Source organism: Pseudomonas sp. P4_C4 (assembly GCF_056402055.1).
In genome coordinates, this window is record NZ_JBFUID010000001.1 from 55,305 (window position 1) to 82,219 (window position 26,915).

A 26,915-nucleotide genomic window follows, 5' to 3' on the forward strand; every position below is an offset into this window, starting at 1 on the left:
GCGAACCCTACTGATAATTGGGGGATACACAATGACCACGAGCATCACGGCGGACGGCTTCAGCGCCGACCAGCCTGCGTTCCTGTCCAAGGAGCGGATCATCGCCAAGCCCGGTTTCAACCGTTGGCTGGTGCCACCGGCCGCGCTGGCCATCCACCTTTGCATCGGCATGGCCTACGGCTTTTCGGTGTTCTGGTTGCCGCTGTCCAAGGCGCTGGGCATCACCGCTCCAGTGGCCTGCGCACCCGACATGAGTTTTATCGCACAAGTCTTTTCGTCCCAGTGTGACTGGCCGATCTCGATGCTCGGCTGGATCTACACCCTGTTCTTCATCTTCCTGGGATGCTCGGCCGCCATCTGGGGTGGCTGGCTGGAACACGCCGGACCGCGCAAGGCCGGTGTCGTATCGGCACTGTGCTGGTGTGGCGGCCTGCTGATTTCGGCGCTGGGGGTATACACCCACCAGATCTGGCTGATGTGGATCGGCTCCGGGGTCATTGGCGGTATCGGCCTGGGCCTGGGCTACATTTCGCCGGTGTCGACCCTGATCAAATGGTTCCCGGACAAGCGCGGCATGGCGACCGGCATGGCGATCATGGGCTTCGGCGGCGGCGCAATGGTCGGTGCTCCACTGGCGGCGGCGTTGATGGGGCATTTCGCTTCGCCAACCAGCGTCGGCGTGTGGCAGAGCTTCCTGGTGATGGCCGCGATCTACTTCGTGTTCATGATCGGTGGCGCATTGTCCTACCGCGTCCCACCAACCGGCTGGAAGCCTGAAGGCTGGACTGCCCCGGCGAAAAAAGCCTCGAACGCAATGATCACTCATCGTCATGTTCACGTGAATGTGGCCTGGAAGACGCCGCAGTTCCGTCTGGTGTGGCTGGTGCTGTGCCTGAACGTATCGGCCGGTATCGGCATCCTCGGCATGGCATCGCCGCTGTTGCAGGAAGTGTTCGGTGGCAAGTTGCTGGGCAATGACCTGGCATTCGGTCAACTCGATGCTTCACAACTGGCTTCGATTGCCGCCATTGCTGCCGGTTTCACCGGTTTGCTGAGTCTGTTCAACATCGGCGGGCGTTTCTTCTGGGCTTCGTTCTCGGATTACCTGGGCCGCAAAAACACCTACTTCGTGTTCTTTGCCCTGGGTTTTGCCCTGTACGCACTGATTCCGAACCTCGGCCACCTGGGCAACGTCGCGCTGTTCGTGGCGGCGTTCTGCATCATCCTGTCGATGTATGGCGGTGGTTTCGCGACGGTTCCGGCGTATCTGGCGGACCTGTTCGGTACGCAAATGGTCGGTGCGATCCACGGTCGCCTGTTGACCGCATGGGCGGCGGCGGGCGTGTTGGGTCCGGTGCTGGTGAACTACCTGCGTGAGTATCAGCTGAGCATCGGCGTCGAGCGCGCCGCCGCTTACGACATCACCCTGTACATCCTCGCCGGCCTGCTGGTGCTGGGTTTCCTGTGCAACCTGCTGGTGCGTCCGGTGGCGGACAAGTACTTCATGACCGACGCCGAACTGGCCGCCGAACAGGCGCTGGGCCATGACAAAGGTGCCGACAGCAGCACCGTGCTGGAGTGGAAAGCCGCGCCGGGCACCAAGCCGCTGGCGGTTGCGGCGTGGCTGGTGGTGGGCATTCCGTTGGCGTGGGGTGTTTGGGTGACCTTGCAGAAGACGGCAGTGCTCTTTCACTAAGGTGTTCATGGGCTGACAACAGCCAGTCCTGAATAAACACCGACACTGTGGGAGCGAGCTTGCTCGCGATAGCGGTCTGACAGTCGACAGAAAGGTTGAATGTGAGGGCCCCATCGCGAGCAATCGAGCGTCGACCGGCTGCTCCCACAGTTGTTTTGTGGTGTGCCAAATGGCTTGTATGGACATGTCTATCGCCGATACCCCCGAATTCACTCCGTCAGGGATATCACCTCGCGTGTTTCTGTTTGGCGCCCGCGCCCCTATAATGGCTGCCTTTTTCGCCCAATGATTTTGCGGAGCTGGTGATGGCCGAACGTAAGGCGTCTGTCGAGCGCGACACTCTGGAAACCCAGATCAAAGCCTCGATCAACCTCGATGGCACCGGAAAGGCCCGATTCGATATCGGTGTTCCTTTTCTTGAGCACATGCTGGACCAGATCGCCCGTCACGGGCTGATCGACCTGGATATTGTCAGCAAGGGCGACCTGCATATCGATGACCACCATACGGTGGAAGACGTCGGTATCACCCTCGGCCAGGCGTTTGCCAAAGCCATCGGCGACAAAAAAGGCATCCGTCGCTACGGCCACGCCTACGTGCCGCTCGATGAAGCGCTGTCGCGCGTGGTGATCGACTTCTCCGGCCGTCCAGGCCTGCAGATGCATGTTCCGTACACCCGCGCCACCGTCGGTGGCTTCGACGTTGACCTGTTCCAGGAATTCTTCCAGGGCTTCGTCAACCATGCTTTGGTCAGCCTGCACATCGACAACCTGCGTGGCACCAACACCCACCACCAGATCGAAACCGTGTTCAAGGCTTTCGGCCGCGCTCTGCGCATGGCCGTCGAGCTCGATGACCGCATGGCCGGGCAAATGCCATCGACCAAGGGCGTCCTGTAATGCAGACAGTCGCGGTTATCGATTACGGCATGGGCAACCTGCACTCGGTGGCCAAGGCCCTCGAGCACGTCGGTGCCGGCAAGGTGCTGATCACCAGCGATGCGAACGTGATTCGCGAAGCCGACCGGGTGGTTTTCCCCGGCGTTGGCGCGATTCGCGACTGCATGGCGGAGATCCGTCGCCTCGGCTTCGATTCGCTGGTACGTGAAGTCAGCCAGGACCGTCCGTTCCTCGGCATCTGCGTGGGCATGCAAGCCTTGCTCGACACCAGCGAAGAGAACGACGGCGTCGACTGCATCGGCCTGTTTCCGGGGGCGGTGAAGTTCTTCGGCAAAGACCTGCATGAAGACGGCGAACACCTGAAAGTCCCGCACATGGGCTGGAACGAAGTGAAGCAGAAGGTCAGTCACCCGCTGTGGCACGACATTCCGGACCTGGCGCGGTTCTACTTCGTGCATAGCTACTACATCGCTGCCGCCAACGCGCGGCAGGTGGTGGGGGGCGGTCACTACGGTGTCGATTTCGCCGCGGCGCTGGCCGAAGGCTCGCGTTTCGCCGTGCAGTTCCACCCGGAGAAAAGCCATACCCATGGCCTGCAATTGCTGCAGAACTTCGCTGCGTGGGACGGTCGCTGGTAAATGGCAATCAAGAAAAAGCCGCCGATTCTAACCCTCACTCCCGAGCAGGAGAGCGAGGCCAATCGCAAGATCAAGCGTTTCATGGAAGACCGCTTCGAACTCGACCTCGGCTCGTTCGAGGCGGCTGAGATTCTTGAGCTGTTTACCCGTGAAATTGCTCCGCATTATTACAACAGGGCGATTTTCGATGTGCAGGCGCACCTCAAAGAGAGGTTCGAAAGCATCGAAAGCGACCTGTGGGCGCTCGAGAAAAACTGATTTCCGAGCCAAGCTGAACATTCAAATTTGAAGGTTTGCCAGATGCTGATTATTCCCGCTATCGATCTTAAAGACGGTGCCTGTGTTCGTCTGCGCCAGGGCCGCATGGAAGATTCCACGGTGTTCTCCGATGACCCGGTGAGCATGGCTGCCAAGTGGGTGGAGGGCGGTTGCCGTCGTCTGCATCTGGTCGACCTGAACGGCGCGTTCGAGGGCCAGCCAGTCAACGGCGAAGTGGTGACGGCCATTGCCAGGCGCTACCCGAACCTGCCGATCCAGATCGGCGGCGGTATCCGCTCTCTGGAAACCATCGAGCACTATGTGAAAGCGGGCGTGAGCTACGTGATCATCGGCACCAAGGCCGTGAAAGATCCGGCCTTTGTCGCTGAAGCCTGCCGCGCCTTCCCGGGCAAAGTGATCGTTGGCCTGGACGCCAAGGACGGTTTCGTCGCTACCGATGGCTGGGCTGAGATCAGCACTATCCAGGTGATCGACCTGGCCAAGCAGTTCGAAGCCGACGGCGTGTCCGCCATCGTTTATACCGACATTGCCAAAGACGGCATGATGCAGGGCTGCAACGTACCGTTTACCGCCGCACTGGCTGCCGCAACAAAGATCCCGGTGATCGCTTCGGGCGGCATCCACAACCTGGGTGACATCAAGACCCTGCTCGACGCCAAGGCGCCAGGCATCATCGGCGCCATTACCGGCCGTGCGATCTACGAAGGCACCCTCGATGTCGCTGAAGCGCAAGCTTTCTGCGATTCGTACAAAGGCTGAGGAAACGACCATGGCCCTGGCCAAACGCATCATCCCTTGCCTGGACGTGGACAACGGCCGGGTGGTCAAGGGTGTGAAGTTCGAAAACATCCGCGACGCCGGTGACCCGGTGGAAATTGCTCGTCGCTACGACGAGCAGGGCGCCGACGAGATTACCTTTCTCGACATCACCGCCAGCGTCGACGGCCGCGACACCACGCTGCACACCGTCGAACGCATGGCCAGCCAGGTGTTCATCCCGCTGACCGTGGGCGGTGGCGTGCGTACCGTGCAGGACATCCGCAACCTGCTCAATGCTGGCGCAGACAAGGTTTCGATCAACACCGCCGCGGTATTCAACCCGGAATTCGTTGGCGAAGCCGCACAGCATTTCGGTTCGCAATGCATAGTGGTAGCCATCGATGCGAAGAAGGTTTCCGCTCCGGGCGAAACTCCGCGCTGGGAAATCTTCACCCATGGCGGTCGCAAGCCAACCGGTCTCGACGCCGTTGAGTGGGCGAAGAAAATGGAAGGCCTGGGTGCCGGTGAGATCCTTCTGACCAGCATGGACCAGGACGGCATGAAAAACGGCTTCGACCTGGGCGTCACCCGCGCCATCAGCGATGCGCTGGGCATTCCGGTGATTGCCTCCGGCGGTGTCGGCAACCTGCAGCACCTGGCCGACGGCATTATCGAAGGCCACGCCAGTGCGGTACTGGCGGCAAGTATTTTCCACTTCGGCGAATACACCGTGCAGGAAGCCAAGGCCTATATGGCCCATCGCGGAATAGTGATGCGCTAAACATACAGGCTAGTGGACATCATGGCGGGCCCAAGGCACTCTTGGGTACGCCATGGATTTCGGTAGCCAGACATGCTTAAACGCTTTCTACTCGTTCTCGCCAGCGCTTCTCTGTTGCTCATTAACGGGGCACATGCTGCAGACCATTCCGATACCGACCTGGTGTTGCTGACGGAAAACTTCCCGCCATACAACATGGCGAAGAACGGCAAGAACTTCGCTCAGGACGAGAACATCAATGGCATCGCCACCGATATCGTCCGCGAGATCTTCAAGCGCGCCGACATTACCTACAGCCTGACGCTACGTTTCCCTTGGGAACGAATCTACAAACTCACCCTGGAAAAACCCGGTTACGGCGTATTCGTCATGGCGCGGTTGCCGGATCGCGAGAAGCTGTTCAAATGGGTCGGCCCAATTGGTCCGGACGACTGGATCATGTTGGCCAAGGCTGACAGCACGATCACCCTCGAAACCTTGAGTGACGCGCGCAAGTACAAGATCGGCGCCTACAAGGGCGACGCCATTGCCGAGACGCTGGCCAAGCAAGGCCTCAACCCGATCGTTGTGCTGCGTGATCAGGACAACGCCAGGAAACTGGTCAACGGCCAGATCGACCTGTGGGCCACCGGTGATCCGGCCGGGCGCTATCTGGCGCGCCAGGAAGGGGTTAACGGGTTGAAAACCGTACTGCGTTTCAACAGTGCCGAGCTGTACCTGGCGCTGAACAAGAATGTGCCGGACGAGACAGTAGCCAAGCTCCAGGCGGCGCTGGACCAGATGCGCAAGGAAGGTCGGGTGGACGAGATCATGGCGCAGTATCTCTAGGATTCAACACCAACCCTGTAGTCATACCTGGCCCCCTGTGGGAGCGAGCTTGCTCGCGATAGCGATCTGTCTTCAACAATGATGTCGACTGAAACGACGCCATCGCGAGCAAGCTCGCTCCCACAGTTGTTTGGTGGTGCCCGCGGATTAGCGGTACACCCCATCCTTGCCATGCGCCGCAGTCGCCCGGTTACCGCGCACACTGATCATCTGCCTAATATCAATCCACTCGATTCCCTGAGCCTTCAGCTTGGGCAACTCACGCTCCAATACCGCCAATGTCTGCGGATACGGATGCCCGATCATCACCGCCGAACCCTGCTTGTGCGCGAGGCTGATCGCGGTCTGCAGCTGGGTCAGGATCGCCGCTTCAGTACGCTCATCATCGAGAAACACATCCCGCGAAACACTCGCCAGACCGATCTTCTGCGCTTGGGCAGCGGCCACGGTCTGGGCGCTGGTGCGGCTGTCGACGAAGAATTTATGCCGGCGTTGCAAATCGGCCATCAACCACGCCATGGCCGCTGGTTGTGCGGTCATGTGGCTGCCCATGTGGTTGTTGATGCCGCTGGTGTACGGGACCATTTTGAACGCGGCGTTCAGGCGTTTTTCCAGCTCCTCGACGGGCAGCTCGGGATGCCAGGCGAACGGTCCGGTGGCCGGATCCATAGGCATGTGCAGAATGACGATCTTGCCGGCGCGATGGGCTTCGCGGGCGAATTCGGTGGCGTGGGGTGTGTCGGGCATGATTGCCGTGGTCACCGGGCCGGGCAGGGCCAGCACGCGGCGATCCCGGGGCAGGTTCTGCCCCAGGTCATCGATGATCAGACTCAGGTAGGCTTTGTGGGGTGTCGATCCGGCGGGTTCTGCGTTAGCAACACCCGCCAGACAACACAACAGCCCGATCAGCAACCGCAGAAGCATCTCAACGGCCGGATGTGATGCTCAGCCCTTTGAGCAGGCTCAGGGCCTGGGCCAACTGATAATCGTCGTCCTGCGGCATCGGCTTGCCTTTGCCGCTGGAACCGGTCGGTTTGTCGGCGCCGCCGTTGCCGTTGCCCAGGTGGCCCTGCAAGTCGGCTTCCTTGAAGTAGTCGCCGTCTTGCTCGCTGGTGATCTTGGCCTTGCGCACTTCGATGTCCGGGACGATGCCCTGGGCCTGGATGGAGCGGCCGTTCGGTGTGTAATACAACGCCGTGGTGATCTTCAATGCGCGCTCGTTGTTGAGCGGCAGAACCGTCTGTACCGAGCCCTTGCCGAAACTGGTGGTGCCCATCAGCACGGCGCGTTTCTGGTCCTGCAGGGCGCCGGCGACAATTTCCGAAGCCGAAGCGCTGCCGCCGTTGATCAGCACGACCATTGGCACGGCTTCGCTTTCGTCCTTGCCGGTGGCAGAGAAGCGCAGCTCGGAGTTGGCAATACGGCCCTTGGTGTAAACGATCAGGCCCTTGGTGATGAAGTGGTCGACCACTTCGACCGCCGCCTGCAACACCCCGCCCGGGTTGTTGCGCAGGTCGAGAATGATGCCCTTGAGCTTCTTGCCGTTGTCCTTGCGCAGCTTGGCCAGGGCCTTGGAAACCTCTTCGCCGGTCTTGACCTGGAACTGGGTGATGCGGATATAGCCGTAGCCCGATTCCAGCAACTGGCTCTTCACGCTCTTCACCTGAATGACGGCGCGGGTCAGGGTCACGTCGAACGGTGTGCCGCCGTCGCGTACCAGGGTCAGGGTGATTTTCTGGCCGATCTTGCCGCGCATCTTGTCCACGGCTTCGGTCATGCTCTGGCCACGGGTCGGCTGGCCGTTGATCTTGACGATGAAGTCACCGGCCTGGATGCCGGCCTTGGAGGCCGGGGTGTCATCGATGGGCGAAACCACCTTGATGAAGCCGTCTTCGGCGCCGACTTCGATACCCAGGCCACCGAATTCCCCGCTGGTGCTTTCCTGCAACTCGGCGAAATCTTCAGGGCCGAGGTAGGCCGAATGCGGATCGAGATTGCTGAGCATGCCCTTGATGGCGTTTTCCAGCAGGGTCTTGTCGTCCACCGGTTCGACATAAGCGGCTTTGATCCGGTCCATCACCTCGGCAAAGGTGCGCAATTCATCCAGCGGCAGTGGCGCCTTGGTGGTCGCAGCAGTGCCCGCAGGCGCAACCGCCGGGGCTGGTTGAGCGGCAAACGCCAGAGGCGCGCCGATCACCAGGGCGATCGTCAGGGCCAGCGAGGTAAGGCGGGACAAATGCAGCATGTCGAACGAACTCCTAATGTAGGTAACTCAACGCCTATCCTTGCGCGTGGCACCATTGCGCGGGGTCACTCGGGTGACCCAGCTGACGAATTGCGAAATACAGCGCTGGTGTGTCCTGCCCGCCACTGTTACCGACAGTGGAAATAGGCTCACCGGCTTTTACAACGTCACCCGCAGACTTGAGCAGCGTCTGGTTGTGACCGTACAGACTCAAATAACCATTGCCGTGGTCGAGAATCACCAGCAACCCGGCGCCACGCAACCAGTCGGCGAACACCACGCGACCACCGTGCACGGCATGTACCGCGCTGCCGGCAGACGCGCCGATCATCACGCCGTCCCACTTGGTCCGGGCATCGTCCCCACGGCTTTCACCGAAACGCGCCAGCAGTCGACCATCGACAGGCCAGGGAAGTTTGCCGCGGGTTGACGCAAACGGGCCGCCAAAGGTCTCGCCGGAACTGGAAACCAGTGCGCCTGGTGTCGATCTGACCGGTTTGCGTGGGGCGTCGTCGCTGGCATCCGCCTGCGCCTGGGCCTCACGTAAACGCTTTTTTTCGGCTTCCTGCTGGGCAATCAGCGCTTTTTGCCGCGCTTCTTCTGCCTCACGGGCCTGGCGGGCAAGAGTTTCTTCAATGGTTTTAAGGACTTTAGACAGGTCTGCCTGATCCTGCTCGCGAGCCGCCAGTTTCTGATCGCGAGCCTTTACGTCGTCATTGAGTTTGGCCAGGACTTGCTGGCGCTCCTGGCGAACTTTCTCGAGTTCGCCACGCCGGGTGTCGAGGCTACTTTGCTGCACCAGCAATTGCGCCTGCTGCATGGTGATATCTTTCTCGACATTGGACAGTTGGCGCAGGGTTTCGTTGAAATTCTTCAGCTGCTCCAGGCGAGCCTGGCTCAGGTAGTCGTAATAGGTAAGGGTGCGGGCGAATCTTTCCGGATTCTGCTGGTTGAGCAGCAGCTTGAGGTATTCCTGGCGACCGTTCTGGTAGGCGGCCCGGGCCTGAATGGCGATCAGTCGTTGCTGTTCAATGCGCGCGCTCTGGAGTTTTTTTTTCTCTGCATCGAGGCGCTGTAGCTCGGCTTCGCTTTTCTTCAGCTCTTTTTGCAGGGCTTCGACCTGCTTCTCGAGCTTGCCCATTTCGGTTTCGGTGCCCTTGAGCTCTTTCTGCACACCGGACTTCTCTTCCTGCAGCTTGCCCAGCAGTTTCTTCAACTCGGCAATGTCCTGACGCGTGGCGTCCAACTGTTGTTGGGTGTCTGCGCGCTCGTCAGCAAAGGCCGGTTGGAGCAGGCAAGTCAGAGCTAGGGCTATCAGGACGCGAAGCATAGGGGCGGGCGGCACCAGGGAAAGGGACGGCCTAGTATGCCCGCCATGGGCGGCAAAAAAAATGCCCATTTCTGACTGTGTGATGACTGGGCTGAAAAACACCCTGAACCAATGTGGGAGCGAGCTTGCTCGCGATGGCGTCTTAACATTCAACATTGATATTGAATGTCAGATTGCTATCGCGAGCAAGCTCGCTCCCACAGGTTTTGTGGCGTTTGGGAGATCCAATCAGACCAGAATCGAAGTCCCGGTCATTTCCACCGGTTGCTCAAGGCCCAGCAACTTCAGCATGGTCGGCGCCACGTCCGCCAGCACACCGCCTTCGCGGACCTTCAGGTCGCGCTTGCCGACATAGATGAATGGCACCGGCTCGGTGGTGTGCGCAGTGTGCGCCTGGCCAGTGGTCTCATCGGACATTTGCTCGACGTTACCGTGGTCAGCCGTGATCAGCGCTTCGCCACCGACCTTTTCCAGGGCGTCGACGATGCGACCCACGCACAGGTCCAGGCATTCAACGGCTTTGACCGCAGCCTCGAACACGCCGCTGTGGCCGACCATGTCGCCGTTGGCGTAGTTGACCACGATCACGTCGTAACGCTGGTTTTCGATGGCGTCGACGATGCGGTCGGTGACTTCCGGTGCGCTCATTTCCGGTTGCAAGTCATAGGTGGCGACTTTCGGCGACGGAATCAGGATGCGTTCTTCGCCCGGGAACGGTTCTTCGCGGCCGCCGGAGAAAAAGAAGGTCACGTGGGCATATTTTTCGGTTTCGGCGATGCGCAGCTGGGTCTTGCCGTTTTTCGCCAGGTAGTCGCCCAGCACGTTTTCCAGGCTGCCGGCAGCAAAAGCCGACGGCGCAGGAATACTGGCGGCGTATTGGGTCAGCATGACGAAACCGGCCAGTTTCGGCTGGCGGGCACGCTCGAACTCACTGAAGTTGTCCTCGACGAACACGCGGGTCAGTTCGCGGGCGCGGTCGGCGCGGAAGTTCATGAACACCACGGCATCGCCGTCTTCGACTTTCACCGGCTCGCCGATGGAGGTGGCTTTGACGAATTCGTCGCTCTCGCCACGCTCGTAGGCTGCTTGCAGGCCTTCCTGAGCGGTGGCGGCGTTGAATTCGCCCTGGCCATCGACAATCAGGTTGTAGGCCTGGGACACGCGGTCCCAACGGTTGTCGCGGTCCATGGCGTAGTAGCGGCCAATCAGGCTGGCGATCCGGCCTTTGCCCAGGGCCTGGAAAGTCGCGTCGAGCAGTTCGATCGACGACTGCGCGCTTTTCGGTGGAGTATCGCGGCCGTCGAGGAAGGCGTGCAGGTAGATGTTTTGCGCACCGCGCTTGAAGGCCAGTTCGGCCATGGCGACCAGATGATCCTGGTGGCTATGCACGCCGCCATCGGACAGCAGGCCCATGAAATGCACGGCTTTGCCGGCGGCGACGGCTTTGTCCACGGCCGCGCAGATGGTCGGATTCTCGAAGAACTCGCCGTCGCGGATCGATTTGGTGACGCGCGTGAAGTCCTGATACACCACGCGACCGGCGCCGAGGTTCATGTGGCCGACTTCGGAGTTGCCCATCTGGCCATCCGGCAGGCCGACGTCCATGCCGCTGCCCGAGATCAGGCCGTTCGGCACGGTGGCCCACAGGCGGTCCAGTACGGGCTTCTTCGCGGCGAAGATGGCGTTGGATTCAGGGCTCTCACTGTGACCGAAGCCGTCGAGAATGATCAGGACCAAAGGTTTAGGCGTGGTAGTCATGGAATCCACTCGTGGCTGAGGTAAAAGAGGTAATGGAAAAGGGAGTGGCAGTTTAAAGCGAAGTTCCGGCCACGTCACCGCCGGACGGGGTTTGGCCCACCATAGTGGCTGTGTATACTGGCCGACATTTTAACGCCCTGGAACCTCCTTCGATGGTTGCTCACCTGATTGAATTCGCCACTAACCACTACATTCTCGTCGGTATCTTTGTCGTATTGCTGGCGTTGCTGATTGCCTATCAAATGCAGGGCGGCGGCCGTAGCCTGAGCACCGGCGAACTGACCGGCCTGGTCAACAAGGACGCCGGCGTTGTGGTCGATATTCGTCCGAGCAAGGATTTCGCCGCCGGTCACATTGTCGGTGCGGTGAACATTCCCCAGGACAAACTGGCCGCCCGCGTTGGCGAACTGGAAAAGCACAAGGCCAAGACCATCATCCTGGTCGACGCCATGGGCCAGACCGCCGGCACCCACGCCCGCGAACTGATGAAATCCGGCTTCACTGCCGCCAAGCTGTCCGGCGGTATCTCCAGCTGGAAAGCCGACAATCTGCCGCTGGTGAAGTGATATGAGTAGCGTCGTCGTCTATTCCAGCGATTACTGCCCTTTCTGCTCGCGAGCCAAGTACCTGCTCGAGAACAAAGGCGTGGCCTTCGAAGAGATCAAGGTCGATGGCAAGCCGCAGGTGCGCGCTGCGATGGCCCAGAAGGCCGGGCGTACGTCCGTGCCGCAAATCTGGATCGGCAGCACCCACGTGGGCGGTTGTGATGATTTGTTCGCCCTGGAGCGTGCCGGCAAGCTCGATGCGCTGCTCAGGGCCTGACGGTAATACCCCAAACAAGCAAACCTAAAAGAACCCTGGATCAAGAAGGATCTGCGATGACTGACCAACAGAACACTGCTGCGACCGAAGAAGAAACTGCACCGCAATTCTCCTTGCAGCGCATTTATGTGCGTGACCTGTCCTTCGAAGCTCCGAAAAGCCCGGCGATCTTCCGCCAGCAGTGGGAGCCGAGCGTCGGTCTGGATCTGAACACCCGTCAGAAGACGCTGGAAGCCGACTTCCACGAAGTCGTGCTGACCCTGTCGGTTACCGTGAAAAACGGTGACGAAGTGGCGTTCATCGCTGAAGTGCAACAGGCCGGGATCTTCCTGATCAAGAACCTGGATGACGCTTCGATGAGCCACACCCTGGGTGCGTTCTGCCCGAACATCCTGTTCCCGTACGCTCGTGAAACCCTGGACAGCCTGGTGACCCGCGGTTCGTTCCCGGCACTGATGCTGGCTCCGGTGAACTTCGATGCGCTGTACGCGCAAGAGCTGCAACGCATGCAGGCTGCTGGCGACGCTCCGACCGTTCAATAAAGAAGCTTCGTTTGGCCCATGAAAAAAGCGCCTTTGACGGCGCTTTTTTCATGGGGTAAACGAAACCTTCATGTAGGAGCTGCCGAAGGCTGCGATCTTTTGATTTTGATTTTGATTTTGATTTTGATTTTAAAGATCAAAAGATCGCAGCCTGCGGCAGCTCCTACATTGGGTCATGGTGTTATTTGAAGTCGTTCTGACGCCAGGCTTCGTACACGGCCACCGCTACGGTATTGGACAGGTTCAGGCTGCGGCAGCCCTCGCGCATCGGCAGGCGCAGGCGTTGCTCGCCGGGCAGGGCGTCCAGCACCTCGGCGGGCAAGCCCCGGCTTTCCGGACCGAACAGGAACGCATCGCCCGGGGCGAAGCTGGCGTCGTGGAACGGCCGCGAACCCTTGGTGGTGAAAGCGAACAGTCGTGGATGGCCGAGGCTTTCCAGGCAGCTGGCAAGGTCGGCATGGCGTTGCAGGGTGGCATACTCGTGGTAATCGAGGCCGGCCCGGCGCAGGCGCTTGTCGTCCATCTCGAAGCCCAGCGGTTCGATCAAATGCAGGTGGCAGCCACTGTTGGCGCACAGCCTGATAACGTTGCCGGTATTCGGCGGAATTTCTGGTTGGAAAAGGATGACGTGAAACATGCACGGCTCCGAAGGTAAAGATGACGCGCATTCTACGCCGCCAGAAGGCGTGCGTTCGAAACTATTCCTGCGGGTGATGGGCTCGCTGGCGATTGTCGGGGTGATGGTCGGGATGATGATCGGTCGGCTGACCACGCCAGACCCCAGCCAGTTGCAGCAGGTTGAGGTGACGAGCGACGGGCTGGTGGTGTGGTTCAACAACGAACCCAAGACCCACGGCGAGATGGTTGAGGGCAGTGTCGCGCTGCTGTTTGGCGCCGAGGGCAAGGCGCAGAAAGGCCAGCTCAAGCTCGGCGGCAAGGACGTGAACTGGCGGGTACGTTTGAGCGATGGGGGGGTGTTGCTGACACTGGTGGCGGCCCGGCCCCTGCAGGGCGAGTGGGCCGGTAGCGAGGTCGATGACCGCTGGCGGCTGGAGATCCATCTCCGGGAGCAATAAAAGAGGGAATCCCCGGCCTGCCTGTACCAAGGTTCCCGAAACGGGAGGCTCGTCGCGAGTGCGGTTTGAGCCTGGTGTAAAGAAGGAACCCCTGACCTGCCTGTATCAAGGGCCCCAAAACGGCTGGGCTCGTCGCGGATGCGGTGTGAGCCCGGTGTAAAGAGGGGAATCCCCGGCCTGCCTGTACCAAGGTCCCCGAAACCGGGTAGGTGAACTGATTCACTTGATAGGGTTATTGCAGGGGGCGTGCCAGGTTTTAACAAGTTGAAACAGAAAGCTGCGTATAAACGCCGAAAGCCCCGTAATCCGGGGCTTTCGTGTTTTTGCGATAGGGGTTCGATTGCGAACGCAGGCAGGGTTTCGACGCTGTTTTTGTGCGCGATTGCGGTTCACGGTGCATTGCGGCGGTGCACTGATAACCCAAAAAGCATCGCGAGCAAGCTCGCCCCACAGGGTTCGATGGTGTCTACACGATAGTGAAAACACCGAAAATCCACTGTGGGAGCGAGCTTGCTCGCGATTGGGTCTAACGATCAGCGAAGTACTAGAGGCTGATTAGCCCTCATCCCCCTCATCATCATCCCCGCCATCCACCTTCATCCCCAATTCCTTGATCTTGCGGGTCAAGGTGTTGCGCCCCCAGCCCAGCAACACGGCGGCATCGCGGCGGCGGCCGGCGGTGTGCTTGAGGGCGGTCTCGATCATGATCCGCTCGAAGGCCGGCACGGCGCTGTCGAGCAGGCTCGACTGACCACGGGCCAGCGCCTGGTCAGCCCACTGGCGCAGGGCCTGCTCCCAGTTGGTCACTGGCGCCGAATCCTGTGGCAGGCTCAGCAGCTCCGGTGGCAGGTCGCCGATGTGCACTTCGCGACCCGAAGCCATCACCGTGATCCAGCGGCAGGTGTTCTCCAGCTGCCGCACGTTGCCGGGCCACGGCAGGTTCTTCAGGTATTCCTCGGTTTCGCTTTTCAGCAGCTTTGGCTCGACGGCCAGCTCCTGGGCTGCGCGGCTGAGGAAGTGCTTGGCCAGGGTCGGGATGTCTTCGCGACGGTCCGACAGGCGCGGGATGTGGATGCGGATCACGTTGAGGCGATGGAACAAGTCCTCACGGAATTTTCCGGCATGCACCAGGGTTTCCAGATTCTGGTGAGTCGCAGCGATGATGCGCACATCGACCTTCACCGGCACATGACCGCCGACGCGGTAAAACTCGCCATCAGCCAGTACGCGAAGCAAGCGGGTCTGGGTGTCAGCCGGCATGTCGCCGATTTCATCGAGGAACAGCGTGCCGCCGTCAGCCTGTTCGAAGCGCCCGCGCCGCAGGTTGGCCGCGCCGGTGAACGCGCCTTTCTCGTGGCCGAACAGTTCGGATTCCATGAGGTCTTTGGGGATCGCCGCCATGTTCAGCGCGATGAACGGCGACGCTGCCCGCGGACTGTGACGGTGCAGGGCGTGGGCCACCAGCTCTTTACCGGTACCCGATTCGCCATTGATCAGTACGGTGATGTTGGAGTGGCTCAAGCGCCCGATGGCGCGAAATACTTCCTGCATCGCCGGCGCTTCGCCGATGATTTCCGGGGTGCGGGTCAGGGTCGGGGCGACTTCCAGGCCTTGTTGTTCCTGGGCGTGCTGGTTGGCGCGTTTGACCAGGGAAACAGCTTCGTCGACGTCGAACGGCTTGGGCAGGTACTCGAAGGCGCCGCCCTGATAGGACGCGACAGCGCTGTCCAGATCGGAGTGAGCGGTCATGATGATCACTGGCAGCCGTGGATGCTGCTCGCGAATCCGCGCCAGAAGGTCCAGGCCGCTGGCGCCGGGCATGCGGATGTCGGAAATGATCACGTCCGGCTGCTGGCGCGCCAGGCGGCTCATCACACCATCGGCGCTGTCGAAGCTTTGCGTGGTCATGCCTTCCTGCTGCAGGGCTTTTTCCAGGACCCAACGGATAGAACGGTCGTCATCGACGATCCACACGGTTTCACTACGGCTCATGTCGATGTGGCTCCTTGTTCCAGTGGCAGAAAGATCGAGAAAGTGGTGTGGCCGGGGTGGCTGTCACATTCGATCAGGCCCTGGTGCTGGCTGATGATGTTCTGGGTAATGGCCAGGCCCAGCCCGGTACCGTCCGGACGACCGCTGACCATGGGAAAAAAGATGGTTTCCTGAAGTTCCGCAGGAATGCCCGGGCCGTTGTCGATGATCTCGATCTTGGTCACCAGGCGATGACGTACATGGCCGATGGTGAACTGGCGCATGGCGCGTGTGCGCAGGCTGATGCGACCCAGGCGCAGTTCGTTCTGGCTGCTGATGGCCTGCATGGCATTGCGCACGATATTCAGCACGGCCTGAATCATTTGCTCGCGGTCGATCAGGACGTCGGGGATGCTTGGATCGTAATCGCGCACCAAGGTGATGCAGCCCTGGCTTTCGGCCTCCACCAGATGGCAGACACGCTCAAGTACTTCATGGACGTTGCACATGGCCAGCGATGGAAGCTTGTTGGAGCCGAGCATGCGGTCCACCAGGTTACGCAGGCGGTCGGCTTCTTCGATGATGACGTTGGTGTAGTCGCGCAGGCTTTCTTCCGGCAGCTCCCGGGCGAGCAATTGTGCCGCGCCGCGAATCCCGCCCAAGGGGTTCTTGATTTCATGGGCAAGGCCGCGCACCAGCATCTTGCTGGTTTCCTGTTTCGATAGCTGTGCTTCTTCCTTGGTGATCCGCAGCAGGCGGTCACGAGGGTGGACTTCGAGCAGCAGCATCGTGTCGCCGTTGCTCAGAATCGGTGTTACCGCGTAGTCGACTGTCAGGGTCTGGCCGGTGAGGGCGGTGAGCATGGCTTCGCGCTTGGTGAACGGGTGAGCTTGTTCGACGGCCTGGCGCAACGAGTTCAGCGCCTCGGTCGATTCGGTAAACAACTCACTGATGAACTGCCCATGGCTGCGTTGACCGCTGATGGCCAGCAGCATCTCCGCCGCCGGGTTCATGTACTCGAGGCGCAGTTCGGCGTCGAGCAGGATGGTGGCAGTGGTGAGGTTGTCGAGTAGCAAACGGTGGAGTGCGTCGCTAATGGTCATCGGGACCTCTTTTAGGGCAGAGCATGCGCAAGAAAAAAGCGCTGGTACGGGCAAAATGCAAAAACCAAACCAAGGCTCCGAAAAGAAGCGTTCAGCGCCTGAAACGGGCGTTTGACGCTCGTTTGCGTGGCGCTTTGCCAGCTTTGGCGGGTACTTTCGAACCAAAATGGGTTGGGATGTGAGTACGGTGCAAGCAATTGCACCAATATAGTGCGCAAACCTGAACGAGGTTAGAACAGTCGCAAGAATGGATTTTTTTCTTCGGCGGGTTTGTTGTTGAGCTGGCATTCCGGCCGCTGGCCGTAGTCTTCGAGAGTGCAGGGTTTGATCTTGCGCTTCTGGGCGAGAGACGTGCGCTGCATGTGGAAAGGTTGGTTGGCGGTGCGTTCGACGATGCGCCCCTGTTCGTCGAGGATTTCCACCGACAGGGTATGGCTGCCGCGATCGATGTTGCTCAATGGGAACACCGGGCTCAGGCCGGGTTCGGCGGTGGGCTGGCCGTCGAGCAGCAACCGGTAGCTGTGACCGGGTTGCAGGGCGGGTTCGTTGGTGGCGCTGACGATGACTTCGCCGGTATTGCTGCGGATGGTTGCGTCGGGTTCCGGGATCAGGATGCGCAGCACCTCATAGTGGAGCAGCGCTTGTACTTCGGGACTGCTCTGGGCAAGCAACGGCGCTGCACTGTTGGGGTTGGCCGCTATTCGATTGCTCTTTGTCAGCGGTACACGCTTGGCGTTGCCGGATTTGGGCTGGTCGGTGAAAACCCGATTGCCCTGGGCGTCGACATACATGAAGACCTCTGCCGAGGCGGGCAGGGCGATCAGGCAGGTGATCAGTAGCCACGCCTTCAAGGCTTGTGCACCCGCTGTACAGTGAATCTCTCCGCAGGGCTCTGCTGCACAACGTTTTCCCCGTCGATCACTTGTACGGCGAGACGGTGTTCGCCGCGATCGATGTTCACCAGTTGCAGGATCGGCACATTGCCTGGCTGGCCGTAGGGCTGATCGTCCAGCAGTAGCTGCAACAGGTGGGGGGCTTGCAGGCGCGGCTTGATCAGTACCGTTATGGTGAACGTGCCGTTGTTGGCACGCAGGGCTTCGGTGGTGGGCAGGCCGGTCAGCTCCAGTACTTCATAGGTCTTGTGGGGCGGTTCATTGCGAGCGGCTTCAGCAGCAGGTGCGGCCTCGCCGGGAGGCTGGCGCTCGACGCTGTTGAGGGGCGGCAAGTCGACCAGATGGGCGCTGACGCCGTCAGGCGGTTGATTGCTGTACGCGGCGCCGCCGTTGGCGTCCGTGTACTTGTAGATCTGCGCCGTGGCGGGCAGAACGATCAGCAGCAGGATGAAGAGAAAACCGCGACCCATGGAATTGACCGGAAACGAAAGCATTGGGTTGCAGCATAGGCCAGGCTTGGCGGTTATCCCAAGCCGTTAACATTTGGTTTTCTTTTCTGAGATATTCCAAGCGCCATAAATCCCTGTGGGAGCGAGCTTGCTCGCGATAGCGGACTAACAGGCAATATCAATGGTGAATTTGATGCCCCCATCGCGAGCAAGCTCGCTCCCACAGGGTCCATCGTCAATCATGGAAATGTGGGCAATAAAAAGGCCTCCCGAAGGAGGCCTCTTTTTGTCACGCCGCGTGTTGCAGCGCTACCGGATCAGCAGCTGTAGTACAGCTCGTATTCCAGTGGGTGTACGAAGGTACGTACCTTGATTTCTTCTTCGCTTTTCAGGGCGATGTAAGCGTCGATGAAGTCGTCGCTGAAAACGCCGCCTTTGGTCAGGAACGCACGACCTTTGTCCAGCTCTTCCAGGGCTTCTTTCAGGCTGCCGCAAACTTGTGGGATCTCTTTGGCCTCTTCAGGCGGCAGGTCGTACAGGTTTTTGTCAGCGGCATCGCCAGGGTGGATTTTGTTCTGGATGCCGTCCAGGCCAGCCATCAACAGTGCGGCGAAGCACAGGTACGGGTTGGCAGCCGGATCCGGGAAGCGTGCTTCGATACGGCGGGCTTTCGGGCTCGACACGTAAGGAATACGGATCGAAGCGGAGCGGTTGCGAGCCGAGTAGGCCAGCATCACTGGAGCTTCGAAGCCTGGAACCAGACGCTTGTAGGAGTTGGTCGCCGGGTTGGTGAAGCCGTTCAGGGCCTTACCGTGCTTGATGATGCCGCCGATGAAGTACAGAGCGGTATCGGACAGACCGGCATAGCCTTCGCCTGCGAAGGTGTTCTTGCCATCTTTCCAGATGGACATGTGTACGTGCATACCCGAGCCGTTGTCGCCGTACAGCGGCTTAGGCATGAAGGTAGCGGTACGGCCGTAGGCATCGGCTACGTTGTGCACGACATACTTCAGGGTTTGGGTTTCGTCGGCTTTCTTCACCAGGGTGTTGAACTTGACGCCGATTTCGTTCTGGCCGGCAGTCGCCACTTCGTGGTGGTGAACTTCGACGGTCAGGCCCATTTCTTCCAGTGCGTTGCACATGGAGGTACGGATTTCGTGGTCGTGGTCGAACGGTGGAACCGGGAAGTAGCCGCCTTTGACGCCTGGACGGTGGCCTTTGTTGCCGCCTTCGATGTCCTGGTCGGACATCCACGAACCTTGTTCAGAGTAGATCTTGAACATGGAGCCGGAAATGTCGGACTTGAACTTGACCTGGTCGAAGATGAAGAACTCTGGCTCTGGACCGGCGTACACGGTGTCACCGATAGCGGTGGCTTTCAGGTGCTCTTCGGCGCGCTTGGCGATCGCACGTGGGTCGCGATCGTAGCCTTGCATGCTCGAAGGCTCGATGATGTCGCAGACCAGGATCAGGGTCGGTTCTTCGGTGAACGGATCCAGAACAGCGGTGGAGTCGTCCGGCATCAGAATCATGTCGGAGGCTTCGATGCCTTTCCAGCCAGCGATGGAGGAACCGTCGAACATTTTGCCGACTTCGAAGAAGTCGTCATCCAGCGCATCGCGAGCCGGCATGGTCACGTGGTGCTGAGTGCCTTTGGTGTCCGTGAAGCGCAGATCAATCCACTTGACGTCATGATCTTTGATGAGTTGAACCGACTTCGACATAGTGTCCTCCGGGTGGCTTCGGGCTGGTAATGGATGCCCTTAAATGTGGGTGATGCCGGCGCGAATACTCTGCCAAGGCAACCTGCCTCACAAGGGAGCAAATTGCATGCCAGTGCCCCAGCATGGGTTTTTTGCCCCAATTTCACGCCTGTCAGGCGGAAAAGTACCTTAAAGCGGAAAATCCCGCCCTACAATGTGGCGCTCATTTCAATAAATGACCTGTTTTGGTGCGCACGAAACCTTCTGCACATTAACTGGTTAAACCTTGAGCAATTTCCGCTATAATCCGCGCCCCCCTTTTTCGGCAGGCCCTGCGCGCGCTGTTTCCATGAAATTAATCGTAAAAGTCTTCCCCGAGATCACCATCAAGAGTCGACCTGTCCGGACGAAATTTATCCGCCAGTTGGCCAAAAACATCCGCGCCGTGCTCCGCGATCTGGACCCGGCCGTGGTGGTGAGCGGCGTGTGGGACAATCTCGAGCTGGAAACCCGCGTCACCGACCCGAAAGCCTTGAAAGAGATGGGTGAGCGCCTGACCTGCATGCCGGGCATCGCGCACTTTCTGCAGATCGACGAGTACCCGCTGGGCGACTTCGACGACATCACCGAAAAGTGCAAACACCACTACGGCGATGCGCTGGCCGGGAAGATTTTCTCGGTGCGCTGCAAGCGTGCGGGCAAGCACACGTTCAGCTCGATGGACGTCGAAAAATACGTCGGCAGCAAGCTGCGTCGTGAGTGCGGCGCCGCCGGGATCGACTTGAAAGCGCCGGAAATCGAAGTCCGCATCGAAGTTCGCGACCAACGGTTGTTCGTGATCCACAGCCAGCACAACGGCATCGGCGGATATCCGCTGGGCGCCCTGGAGCAGACGCTGGTGCTGATGTCCGGCGGCTTCGATTCCACCGTGGCGGCCTACCAGATCATGCGCCGTGGCCTGATGGCGCACTTCTGCTTCTTCAATCTGGGTGGACGTGCCCACGAACTGGGCGTCATGGAAGTCGCGCATTTCATCTGGAAGAAGTACGGCAGCTCCCAACGCGTGCTATTTGTCAGTGTGCCGTTCGAGGAAGTGCTGGGCGAAATTCTCGGCAAAGTCGATAACAGTCATATGGGCGTAGTATTGAAGCGTATGATGTTGCGCGCTTCCTCCCAAATTGCCGATCGACTGCACATCGAGGCGCTGGTAACCGGTGAGGCGATCTCCCAGGTGTCGAGCCAGACGTTGCCAAACCTGTCAGTGATCGACTGCGTGACCGACAAGCTGGTGTTGCGTCCGCTGATCGCCAGCCACAAGCAGGACATTATCGACACGGCAATCGAAATCGGTACCGCCGATTTCGCCCGGCACATGCCGGAGTACTGCGGCGTCATCTCGGTCAATCCGAAGACAGCGGCCAAGCGCTATCGCGTCGAGCATGAAGAGAAAGAATTCGATATGGCGGTACTCGAGCGTGCGCTCGAAAACGCCAAACTGGTGCCGATCGATCGCGTGATCGATGAACTGGGCCAGGACTTGCAGATTGAAGAAGTCAGCGAAGCGCTGGCCGGTCAGATCGTCATCGACATCCGTCACCCGGATGCCGCTGAAGACGACCCGCTGGACCTCGCTGGCATCGAGGTACAAACGATGCCGTTTTATGCAGTGAACGCTCGTTTCAAGGAACTGGACCCTACTCGCCAGTACCTGCTGTATTGCGACAAAGGCGTGATGAGTCGCCTGCATGCCCACCATTTGCTCAGTGAGGGGCATGCCAATGTGCGCGTTTATCGACCGAGCTAAGTGCCCGGGGCTGTTTGCCTGTGGCCTGCGTCACCGGCCCCCCGATGCCACCGTCAAGCTGTAACGGCTTTCACGGACGCTACTGTTAATCGCTGCCAAGACTTGTCAGCACACCGAATCCTCTGATCGAGATACACAAGTGATCGAAAATCTACGCAACATCGCCATCATTGCCCACGTTGACCATGGTAAGACCACCCTGGTAGACAAACTCCTGCGTCAATCCGGCACCCTGGAGCGCAACGAGCTCAACGACGAGCGCGTGATGGACTCCAACGACCAGGAAAAAGAGCGCGGTATTACCATTCTGGCGAAAAACACCGCCATCAACTGGAACGGCTACCACATCAACATCGTGGACACCCCGGGCCACGCCGACTTCGGCGGTGAAGTTGAACGTGTAATGTCGATGGTCGACTCCGTTCTGCTGCTGGTTGACGCTCAAGACGGCCCTATGCCGCAAACCCGTTTCGTGACCAAGAAGGCTTTCGAAGCCGGCCTGCGTCCAATCGTGTGCATCAACAAGGTTGACCGTCCAGGCGCGCGTCCGGACTGGGTTCTGGACCAGATCTTCGACCTGTTCGACAACCTGGGTGCCACCGAAGAACAGCTGGACTTCAAAGTCGTCTACGCCTCGGCCCTGAACGGTATTGCCGGTCTGGAACACACCGACATGGCTGAAGACATGACCCCGCTGTACCAGTCGATCGTCGACAACGTACCAGCACCGAAGGTTGACCGTGATGGTCCGTTCCAGATGCAAATCTCGGCACTGGACTACAACAGCTTCCTGGGTGTTATCGGCGTTGGCCGTATCGCTCGTGGTAGCGTCAAGCCGAACACCCCGGTTGTGGCTATCGGCGCCGACGGCAAGAAGCGTAACGGTCGTATCCTGAAGCTGATGGGTCACCACGGCCTGCACCGTATCGACGTTGAAGAAGCTTTCGCCGGCGACATCGTGTGCGTGAGCGGTATGGACTCGCTGTTCATCTCCGACACCCTGTGCCAGCCGGACAATGTCGAGGCGATGAAGCCTCTGACCGTTGACGAGCCAACCGTTTCCATGACCTTCCAGGTAAACGACTCGCCTTTCTGCGGTAAAGAAGGCAAGTTCGTGACTTCCCGTAACATCAAGGAACGTCTGGACAAAGAGTTGCTGTACAACGTTGCACTGCGCGTTGAAGAAGGCGACTCGGCCGACAAGTTCAAGGTTTCCGGTCGTGGTGAGCTGCACCTTTCGGTACTGATCGAAACCATGCGTCGCGAAGGCTTCGAAATGGGCGTTGGTCGTCCTGAAGTGATCATCCGTCAGGTTGACGGCGTGAAGCAGGAACCGTTCGAAAACGTAACCATCGACACCCCTGAGGAATCCCAGGGCAAGGTTATGGAAGAGATGGGCCTGCGTAAGGGCGACCTGACCAACATGGTGCCGGATGGCAAAGGCCGTGTGCGTCTGGAATACAACATCCCTGCTCGTGGTCTGATCGGTTTCCGTAACCAGTTCCTGACCCTGACCAACGGTGCTGGCATCCTGACCTCGATCTTCGATCGCTACGACACCATGAAGTCCGGCGACATGTCCGGCCGTCAGAACGGTGTTCTGGTATCGGTAGAAACCGGCAAGGCTCTGACCTACTCCCTGGAAACTCTCCAGGCGCGTGGCAAGCTGTTTGTTGAACACGGTCAAGAGATCTACAACGGTCAGATCGTTGGTCTGAACAGCCGTGACAACGACATGGGCGTCAACCCAACCAAAGGCAAGAAGCTCGACAACATGCGTGCTTCGGGTAAAGACGAAACCATCGCTCTGGTTCCACCTGTTCGCTTCACCCTGGAACAGGCTCTGGAATTCATCCAGGACGACGAGCTGTGTGAAGTGACTCCTAAGTCCATCCGTCTTCGCAAGAAGATCCTGGACGAAGGCGAGCGTACCCGCGCTGCCAAGAAAGCCAAGGCATAAGATTTAGCCTTGCTTAACGAAAACGCCCCCGGTCGAAAGGCCGGGGGCGTTTTTGTTTGTCTGGGGTTTGTGTGGCGTTTGTACTGGCCTCATCGCGAGCAAGCTCGCTCCCACAGTGTTCGAGGTGAACCACAAATTGTGTGAACACCACAGAACCCCTGTGGGAGCGAGCTTGCTCGCGATGAGGCCAGTACCAGCGCCGCAAATTCCGGGGGTATCAGAACCGCTCGATACTCCGCGAATTCTGCACGCGCTCCACTTCTTTCGGCTTGTAGGCGCAATACCCCGGCCGCGGGCCGATTTTCGGGTGGTTGCGGCAGGTATCCGGGCGCTTTTCATAAATAGTGCACAGACGGCTCTTACGATCCAGGTACAGGCAATCGTTGTTGCTCATGCGCTGGAGGGTAAAGATTCCTGACTTCTGGTTGAAACGCTCGACCAACCCTTCCTTTTGCAGGCGTTTGGCGATGTTCTTCGGCGGATCGCCCAGCTCGAACTCATCAACCACGCCGATGCGGATCAGGTCCTTGATCTTGACCTCGACGGGCAGGGTGCAGCAGCTGGACATGCACGAGCCGCACATCGGGGCAGAGTACTTGGCCCAGGTATCGAGGCGGTCGATCTCTGCGGCAGCGATCAGGTTCGGCTTCATCATCGTTTGTTACCAGCGTGTGCATCAGGGCGCGCGATCATACCGGGACCGGTGGATTTTTGAACAACCTTTCGCCAGATTTTTTCACTGCCGGCCAATAAGCCGCTAATCCGGCACGGCCCCTGCATTGAATCAGGTATACGACAATGTATTGCCGACCCGATTCGCACTTACAGGAAAAACTGCCGAACCAGAGCCTCTACCGCCTGTCAGACCGTCTAGGCTCAGACAACCCAAGCTCGCTCGAGGTCCTATCGATGACTCAAGAACCACTTGTTCGCGAAGCAGAGGTGGCCGCATTTCGCGACGCCGTCTTGACCAAACTCACTTACGCAGTGGGTAAAGACCCGGATCACGCCTTCGACCATGACTGGTTCGAAGCCATTGCCCTGGCCGCGCGGGACCACATGGTCGAGCACTGGATGGACCATACGCGGCAGATCTACCGCAAAGGTCAGAAGCGCGTTTATTACCTCTCCCTGGAATTTCTCATCGGTCGGCTGCTGTTCGACAGCCTGAGCAACCTCGGCCTGCTCGACGTGGCCCGCGAAGCCCTGACCGAACTCGGTGTCGATCTTGAGCGCATCCGCTTGCTGGAGCCCGATGCGGCCCTGGGCAACGGCGGCCTCGGGCGTCTGGCGGCGTGTTTCCTGGAAAGCATGTCGACCCTCGGTATCGCCGGTCATGGCTACGGCATCCGCTATGAGCACGGGTTGTTCCGCCAGGCGATTGTCGATGGCTGGCAGCAAGAGCAGACCGAACACTGGCTGGATTTCGGCAACCCTTGGGAATTCGAGCGGCCTGAAGTGGTTTATCCGATCGGCTTTGGCGGCAGCGTCGAAACCGTGACCGATGACAGCGGCAAGTCCAGGCAAGTCTGGCACCCGGCGGAAACCGTACGGGCCATTGCCTACGACACGCCGGTGGTCGGCTGGCGCGGGGCGAGCGTCAACACCCTGCGCCTGTGGCGCGCCCGGGCCATGGAAGATCTGCACCTGGAGCGTTTCAACGCCGGCGATCACCTGGGCGCCGTGGCCGAAGTAGCCCGGGCCGAGAGTATCTCCCGCGTGCTCTATCCAGCGGACAGCACCGAAGCCGGCCAGGAACTGCGCTTGCGTCAGGAATACTTCTTTGTCGCCGCGTCCCTGCAGGATTTGCTGCGCCGCCATCGCAACATGCACACCTCGGTACTGACCCTGGGCGATCACGCGGCGATCCAGCTCAATGACACTCACCCCTCGATTGCCGTCGCCGAACTGATGCGCCAGTTGGTGGACGTCTACGACGTGGCGTGGGATGCGGCGTGGCAAGTGACGGTCGACACGCTTTCCTACACCAACCACACCCTGCTGCCCGAAGCGCTGGAAACCTGGCCAGTGGGTTTGATGGAGCGCATGCTGCCACGGCACATGCAGATCATTTACCTGATCAACGCCCAGCACATCGACTCCCTGCGGGCCAAAGGCATCCACGACTTCGACGTGTTGCGCGCGGTATCGCTGATCGAAGAAGACAACGGACGCCGGGTGCGCATGGGCAACCTGGCGTTTCTCGGTTCCCACAGCATCAACGGTGTGTCCGGGTTGCACACGCAACTGATGCGCCAAACGGTGTTCTCCGAACTGCACAAGCTCTACCCGGAGCGGATCAACAACAAAACCAACGGCATCACCTTCCGCCGCTGGCTGTATCAGGCCAACCCCGAGCTGACCTCGATGCTGGTCGATGTCCTCGGGCCGCAAGTGCTGGACAACCCGGAAGAGCGTTTGCTCGCCCTCGAACCGTTCGCCGAGAAAAATGCATTCCGCAAGGCATTTGCCGAGCAACGCCTGCACAGCAAGAAAGCCCTGGCGTACCTGATTCATGAGCGGCTGGGCGTCGCGGTCAACCCGGCAGCGATGTTCGACGTGCAGGTCAAGCGAATCCACGAATACAAACGCCAGTTGCTCAACCTGATGCACACCGTGGCGTTGTACCAGGCGATTCGCGCGGAACCTGAAATCGACTGGGTGCCACGGGTGAAAATCTTTGCCGGCAAGGCCGCCGCGAGTTATCACCAGGCCAAACTGATCATCAAACTGACCAACGACATCGCCCGGGTGGTGAACAACGACCCGACCGTGCGCGGCTTGCTCAAAGTGGTGTTCCTGCCCAACTACAACGTCAGCCTGGCGGAGAGCATCATTCCGGCGGCGGATTTGTCCGAGCAGATCTCCACCGCCGGTTTCGAAGCGTCAGGCACCAGCAACATGAAATTCGGCCTGAACGGCGCGCTGACCATCGGCACCCTGGACGGCGCCAACGTGGAAATGAGCGAGCGCATCGGCACCGAGCACATGTTCATCTTTGGTCTCAGCGCACAGCAGGTCGAGGCGCGCAAACAGAACCATGAGTTCAATGCGGCACCGGATATCGCCGCCTCCCATCGTCTGAACGATGTGCTGCAAGCGATTCGTGGCGGCGTGTTCTCGCCGGATGATCCGTCCCGTTACACCGGCCTGATCGACTCCTTGGTAGATTTCGACCGCTTCCTGGTCTGCGCCGATTTCGACTCGTACTGGAATGCACAGATGCGCGTCGAAGCCCATTGGCACGATTCGAACCAGTGGTGGCGTTCGGCGGTGTTGAACACGGCGCGGATGGGCTGGTTCTCGTCGGACCGGACCATTCGCGAGTACGCCACGGAGATCTGGAAGGCGCTGGAGTAAGTCTTCAGGCAGGTGGATA

General features: G+C 59.6%; 27 protein-coding genes. 16 read left to right on the forward strand and 11 right to left on the reverse strand.

Going from position 1 to position 26,915, the window contains the following annotated elements; all coding sequences use genetic code 11:
* The first annotated feature begins 31 nt into the window (after nt 1-31).
* The 7 genes from AC1DXW_RS00270 to AC1DXW_RS00300 all read left to right on the forward strand — a co-directional run bounded on the left by AC1DXW_RS00270 (nt 32) and on the right by AC1DXW_RS00300 (nt 5,880).
* On the forward strand, nt 32-1,696 hold the full coding sequence (locus tag AC1DXW_RS00270; protein WP_477752645.1) for an OFA family MFS transporter: 1,665 nt from the start codon (nt 32-34) through the stop codon (nt 1,694-1,696).
* Nucleotides 1,697-2,001: 305 nt separating this feature from the next.
* Nucleotides 2,002-2,595 carry an imidazoleglycerol-phosphate dehydratase HisB gene (hisB, locus tag AC1DXW_RS00275; protein WP_003218037.1) on the forward strand — a complete coding sequence of 198 codons (594 nt, stop codon included), beginning with the start codon at nt 2,002-2,004 and terminating at the stop codon, nt 2,593-2,595.
* On the forward strand, nt 2,595-3,233 hold the full coding sequence (gene hisH / locus AC1DXW_RS00280) for an imidazole glycerol phosphate synthase subunit HisH (RefSeq protein ID WP_057712412.1): 639 nt from the start codon (nt 2,595-2,597) through the stop codon (nt 3,231-3,233). Before hisB ends, hisH begins: the two co-directional genes overlap by 1 nt.
* A complete protein-coding gene (locus AC1DXW_RS00285) occupies nt 3,234-3,491 on the forward strand; it encodes a DUF2164 domain-containing protein (RefSeq protein WP_093227621.1) in 258 nt (85 codons plus the stop codon).
* 42 nt (nt 3,492-3,533) lie between these two features.
* The gene (gene hisA, locus AC1DXW_RS00290; RefSeq protein ID WP_020795736.1) at nt 3,534-4,271 is read left to right on the forward strand and encodes a 1-(5-phosphoribosyl)-5-[(5-phosphoribosylamino)methylideneamino]imidazole-4-carboxamide isomerase; all 738 of its coding nucleotides are present in this window, start codon (nt 3,534-3,536) and stop codon (nt 4,269-4,271) included.
* A 10-nt stretch (nt 4,272-4,281) separates the two neighbouring features.
* Complete coding sequence (gene hisF, locus AC1DXW_RS00295) at nt 4,282-5,052, forward strand: imidazole glycerol phosphate synthase subunit HisF (RefSeq protein ID WP_110659523.1); 771 nt, start codon at nt 4,282-4,284, stop codon at nt 5,050-5,052.
* A 72-nt stretch (nt 5,053-5,124) separates the two neighbouring features.
* On the forward strand, nt 5,125-5,880 hold the full coding sequence (locus tag AC1DXW_RS00300) for a substrate-binding periplasmic protein (RefSeq protein WP_477752644.1): 756 nt from the start codon (nt 5,125-5,127) through the stop codon (nt 5,878-5,880).
* 147 nt (nt 5,881-6,027) lie between these two features.
* Here the strand turns inward: AC1DXW_RS00300 and AC1DXW_RS00305 are convergent, their stop codons facing one another.
* The 4 genes from AC1DXW_RS00305 to gpmI all read right to left on the reverse strand — a co-directional run bounded on the left by AC1DXW_RS00305 (nt 6,028) and on the right by gpmI (nt 11,213).
* Nucleotides 6,028-6,804, reverse strand: coding sequence for a divergent polysaccharide deacetylase family protein (locus AC1DXW_RS00305; RefSeq protein ID WP_477752643.1), 777 nt, complete (start codon nt 6,802-6,804; stop codon nt 6,028-6,030).
* A 1-nt stretch (nt 6,805) separates the two neighbouring features.
* Complete coding sequence (locus AC1DXW_RS00310) at nt 6,806-8,125, reverse strand: S41 family peptidase (protein WP_477752642.1); 1,320 nt, start codon at nt 8,123-8,125, stop codon at nt 6,806-6,808.
* A gap of 34 nt (nt 8,126-8,159) precedes the next feature.
* Nucleotides 8,160-9,455: a murein hydrolase activator EnvC family protein gene (locus AC1DXW_RS00315; protein ID WP_477752641.1), complete on the reverse strand. Its 1,296-nt coding sequence runs from the start codon at nt 9,453-9,455 to the stop codon at nt 8,160-8,162.
* 228 nt (nt 9,456-9,683) lie between these two features.
* Nucleotides 9,684-11,213 carry a 2,3-bisphosphoglycerate-independent phosphoglycerate mutase gene (gpmI, locus tag AC1DXW_RS00320; protein WP_477752640.1) on the reverse strand — a complete coding sequence of 510 codons (1,530 nt, stop codon included), beginning with the start codon at nt 11,211-11,213 and terminating at the stop codon, nt 9,684-9,686.
* Between the two features lie 152 nt (nt 11,214-11,365).
* Here gpmI and AC1DXW_RS00325 point away from each other — a divergent pair, with 152 nt between their 5' ends.
* Genes AC1DXW_RS00325 through AC1DXW_RS00340 form a run of 4 tightly spaced genes read left to right on the forward strand, consistent with a single transcriptional unit; the run spans nt 11,366 to nt 12,766 of the window.
* Entirely contained in the window at nt 11,366-11,779 is a 414-nt protein-coding gene (locus tag AC1DXW_RS00325; protein WP_007989216.1) for a rhodanese-like domain-containing protein, read from the forward strand.
* Nucleotide 11,780: 1 nt separating this feature from the next.
* Entirely contained in the window at nt 11,781-12,035 is a 255-nt protein-coding gene (gene grxC / locus AC1DXW_RS00330) for a glutaredoxin 3 (protein ID WP_108216188.1), read from the forward strand.
* A 56-nt stretch (nt 12,036-12,091) separates the two neighbouring features.
* Nucleotides 12,092-12,577, forward strand: coding sequence for a protein-export chaperone SecB (gene secB, locus AC1DXW_RS00335; protein WP_477752639.1), 486 nt, complete (start codon nt 12,092-12,094; stop codon nt 12,575-12,577).
* Between the two features lie 18 nt (nt 12,578-12,595).
* Entirely contained in the window at nt 12,596-12,766 is a 171-nt protein-coding gene (locus AC1DXW_RS00340) for a hypothetical protein (protein ID WP_477752638.1), read from the forward strand.
* Here the strand turns inward: AC1DXW_RS00340 and trmL are convergent.
* Nucleotides 12,759-13,214 carry a tRNA (uridine(34)/cytosine(34)/5-carboxymethylaminomethyluridine(34)-2'-O)-methyltransferase TrmL gene (gene trmL / locus AC1DXW_RS00345; protein WP_090452600.1) on the reverse strand — a complete coding sequence of 152 codons (456 nt, stop codon included), beginning with the start codon at nt 13,212-13,214 and terminating at the stop codon, nt 12,759-12,761. The genes AC1DXW_RS00340 and trmL overlap by 8 nt on opposite strands.
* Here trmL and AC1DXW_RS00350 point away from each other — a divergent pair.
* Complete coding sequence (locus AC1DXW_RS00350) at nt 13,213-13,653, forward strand: hypothetical protein (RefSeq protein ID WP_477752637.1); 441 nt, start codon at nt 13,213-13,215, stop codon at nt 13,651-13,653. The two genes, trmL and AC1DXW_RS00350, sit on opposite strands and share 2 nt — an antisense overlap.
* 555 nt (nt 13,654-14,208) lie before the next feature.
* Here AC1DXW_RS00350 and ntrC read toward each other — a convergent pair.
* Both ntrC and glnL read right to left on the reverse strand, forming a co-directional pair.
* Nucleotides 14,209-15,645, reverse strand: coding sequence for a nitrogen regulation protein NR(I) (gene ntrC / locus AC1DXW_RS00355; protein ID WP_056852210.1), 1,437 nt, complete (start codon nt 15,643-15,645; stop codon nt 14,209-14,211).
* On the reverse strand, nt 15,642-16,727 hold the full coding sequence (glnL, locus tag AC1DXW_RS00360; RefSeq protein ID WP_057712404.1) for a nitrogen regulation protein NR(II): 1,086 nt from the start codon (nt 16,725-16,727) through the stop codon (nt 15,642-15,644). Before glnL ends, ntrC begins: the two co-directional genes overlap by 4 nt.
* A 23-nt stretch (nt 16,728-16,750) precedes the next feature.
* Here glnL and AC1DXW_RS00365 point away from each other — a divergent pair, with 23 nt between their 5' ends.
* A complete protein-coding gene (locus AC1DXW_RS00365) occupies nt 16,751-16,909 on the forward strand; it encodes a hypothetical protein (protein ID WP_477752636.1) in 159 nt (52 codons plus the stop codon).
* Between the two features lie 48 nt (nt 16,910-16,957).
* Here AC1DXW_RS00365 and AC1DXW_RS00370 read toward each other — a convergent pair whose 3' ends face one another.
* The 3 genes from AC1DXW_RS00370 to glnA form a co-directional block, all read right to left on the reverse strand.
* On the reverse strand, nt 16,958-17,578 hold the full coding sequence (locus AC1DXW_RS00370; RefSeq protein ID WP_477752635.1) for a DUF4124 domain-containing protein: 621 nt from the start codon (nt 17,576-17,578) through the stop codon (nt 16,958-16,960).
* Complete coding sequence (locus AC1DXW_RS00375; protein ID WP_477752662.1) at nt 17,575-18,090, reverse strand: DUF4124 domain-containing protein; 516 nt, start codon at nt 18,088-18,090, stop codon at nt 17,575-17,577. The genes AC1DXW_RS00370 and AC1DXW_RS00375 overlap by 4 nt, the downstream gene beginning before the upstream one ends.
* A gap of 296 nt (nt 18,091-18,386) precedes the next feature.
* Nucleotides 18,387-19,793, reverse strand: coding sequence for a type I glutamate--ammonia ligase (gene glnA, locus AC1DXW_RS00380; protein WP_008002929.1), 1,407 nt, complete (start codon nt 19,791-19,793; stop codon nt 18,387-18,389).
* Between the two features lie 328 nt (nt 19,794-20,121).
* Here glnA and thiI point away from each other — a divergent pair, with 328 nt between their 5' ends.
* Together thiI and typA are read left to right on the forward strand one after the other, a co-directional pair.
* Nucleotides 20,122-21,576, forward strand: coding sequence for a tRNA uracil 4-sulfurtransferase ThiI (thiI, locus tag AC1DXW_RS00385; RefSeq protein WP_477752634.1), 1,455 nt, complete (start codon nt 20,122-20,124; stop codon nt 21,574-21,576).
* Nucleotides 21,577-21,715: 139 nt separating this feature from the next.
* Nucleotides 21,716-23,536: a translational GTPase TypA gene (gene typA, locus AC1DXW_RS00390; protein ID WP_477752633.1), complete on the forward strand. Its 1,821-nt coding sequence runs from the start codon at nt 21,716-21,718 to the stop codon at nt 23,534-23,536.
* A 217-nt stretch (nt 23,537-23,753) separates the two neighbouring features.
* Here the strand turns inward: typA and AC1DXW_RS00395 are convergent, their stop codons facing one another.
* A complete protein-coding gene (locus AC1DXW_RS00395) occupies nt 23,754-24,191 on the reverse strand; it encodes a YkgJ family cysteine cluster protein (RefSeq protein WP_477752632.1) in 438 nt (145 codons plus the stop codon).
* A gap of 254 nt (nt 24,192-24,445) precedes the next feature.
* Between AC1DXW_RS00395 and AC1DXW_RS00400 the strand changes: the two genes are divergently transcribed.
* The gene (locus AC1DXW_RS00400) at nt 24,446-26,896 is read left to right on the forward strand and encodes a glycogen/starch/alpha-glucan phosphorylase (protein ID WP_477752631.1); all 2,451 of its coding nucleotides are present in this window, start codon (nt 24,446-24,448) and stop codon (nt 26,894-26,896) included.
* Nucleotides 26,897-26,915 lie beyond the last annotated feature (19 nt).

What these genes read in the sequence shown, in the direction of transcription:
- AC1DXW_RS00270 (WP_477752645.1), top strand. Translation starts at nt 32, where the DNA reads ATGACCACGAGCATCACGGCGGACGGCTTCAGCGCCGACCAGCCTGCG.
- hisB (WP_003218037.1), top strand. Translation starts at nt 2,002, where the DNA reads ATGGCCGAACGTAAGGCGTCTGTCGAGCGCGACACTCTGGAAACCCAG.
- hisH (WP_057712412.1), top strand. Translation starts at nt 2,595, where the DNA reads ATGCAGACAGTCGCGGTTATCGATTACGGCATGGGCAACCTGCACTCG.
- AC1DXW_RS00285 (WP_093227621.1), top strand. Translation starts at nt 3,234, where the DNA reads ATGGCAATCAAGAAAAAGCCGCCGATTCTAACCCTCACTCCCGAGCAG.
- hisA (WP_020795736.1), top strand. Translation starts at nt 3,534, where the DNA reads ATGCTGATTATTCCCGCTATCGATCTTAAAGACGGTGCCTGTGTTCGT.
- hisF (WP_110659523.1), top strand. Translation starts at nt 4,282, where the DNA reads ATGGCCCTGGCCAAACGCATCATCCCTTGCCTGGACGTGGACAACGGC.
- AC1DXW_RS00300 (WP_477752644.1), top strand. Translation starts at nt 5,125, where the DNA reads ATGCTTAAACGCTTTCTACTCGTTCTCGCCAGCGCTTCTCTGTTGCTC.
- AC1DXW_RS00305 (WP_477752643.1), bottom strand. Translation starts at nt 6,804, where the DNA reads ATGCTTCTGCGGTTGCTGATCGGGCTGTTGTGTTGTCTGGCGGGTGTT.
- AC1DXW_RS00310 (WP_477752642.1), bottom strand. Translation starts at nt 8,125, where the DNA reads ATGCTGCATTTGTCCCGCCTTACCTCGCTGGCCCTGACGATCGCCCTG.
- AC1DXW_RS00315 (WP_477752641.1), bottom strand. Translation starts at nt 9,455, where the DNA reads ATGCTTCGCGTCCTGATAGCCCTAGCTCTGACTTGCCTGCTCCAACCG.
- gpmI (WP_477752640.1), bottom strand. Translation starts at nt 11,213, where the DNA reads ATGACTACCACGCCTAAACCTTTGGTCCTGATCATTCTCGACGGCTTC.
- AC1DXW_RS00325 (WP_007989216.1), top strand. Translation starts at nt 11,366, where the DNA reads ATGGTTGCTCACCTGATTGAATTCGCCACTAACCACTACATTCTCGTC.
- grxC (WP_108216188.1), top strand. Translation starts at nt 11,781, where the DNA reads ATGAGTAGCGTCGTCGTCTATTCCAGCGATTACTGCCCTTTCTGCTCG.
- secB (WP_477752639.1), top strand. Translation starts at nt 12,092, where the DNA reads ATGACTGACCAACAGAACACTGCTGCGACCGAAGAAGAAACTGCACCG.
- AC1DXW_RS00340 (WP_477752638.1), top strand. Translation starts at nt 12,596, where the DNA reads ATGAAAAAAGCGCCTTTGACGGCGCTTTTTTCATGGGGTAAACGAAAC.
- AC1DXW_RS00350 (WP_477752637.1), top strand. Translation starts at nt 13,213, where the DNA reads ATGCACGGCTCCGAAGGTAAAGATGACGCGCATTCTACGCCGCCAGAA.
- trmL (WP_090452600.1), bottom strand. Translation starts at nt 13,214, where the DNA reads ATGTTTCACGTCATCCTTTTCCAACCAGAAATTCCGCCGAATACCGGC.
- ntrC (WP_056852210.1), bottom strand. Translation starts at nt 15,645, where the DNA reads ATGAGCCGTAGTGAAACCGTGTGGATCGTCGATGACGACCGTTCTATC.
- glnL (WP_057712404.1), bottom strand. Translation starts at nt 16,727, where the DNA reads ATGACCATTAGCGACGCACTCCACCGTTTGCTACTCGACAACCTCACC.
- AC1DXW_RS00365 (WP_477752636.1), top strand. Translation starts at nt 16,751, where the DNA reads ATGCGCAAGAAAAAAGCGCTGGTACGGGCAAAATGCAAAAACCAAACC.
- AC1DXW_RS00375 (WP_477752662.1), bottom strand. Translation starts at nt 18,090, where the DNA reads ATGGGTCGCGGTTTTCTCTTCATCCTGCTGCTGATCGTTCTGCCCGCC.
- glnA (WP_008002929.1), bottom strand. Translation starts at nt 19,793, where the DNA reads ATGTCGAAGTCGGTTCAACTCATCAAAGATCATGACGTCAAGTGGATT.
- thiI (WP_477752634.1), top strand. Translation starts at nt 20,122, where the DNA reads ATGAAATTAATCGTAAAAGTCTTCCCCGAGATCACCATCAAGAGTCGA.
- AC1DXW_RS00395 (WP_477752632.1), bottom strand. Translation starts at nt 24,191, where the DNA reads ATGATGAAGCCGAACCTGATCGCTGCCGCAGAGATCGACCGCCTCGAT.
- AC1DXW_RS00400 (WP_477752631.1), top strand. Translation starts at nt 24,446, where the DNA reads ATGACTCAAGAACCACTTGTTCGCGAAGCAGAGGTGGCCGCATTTCGC.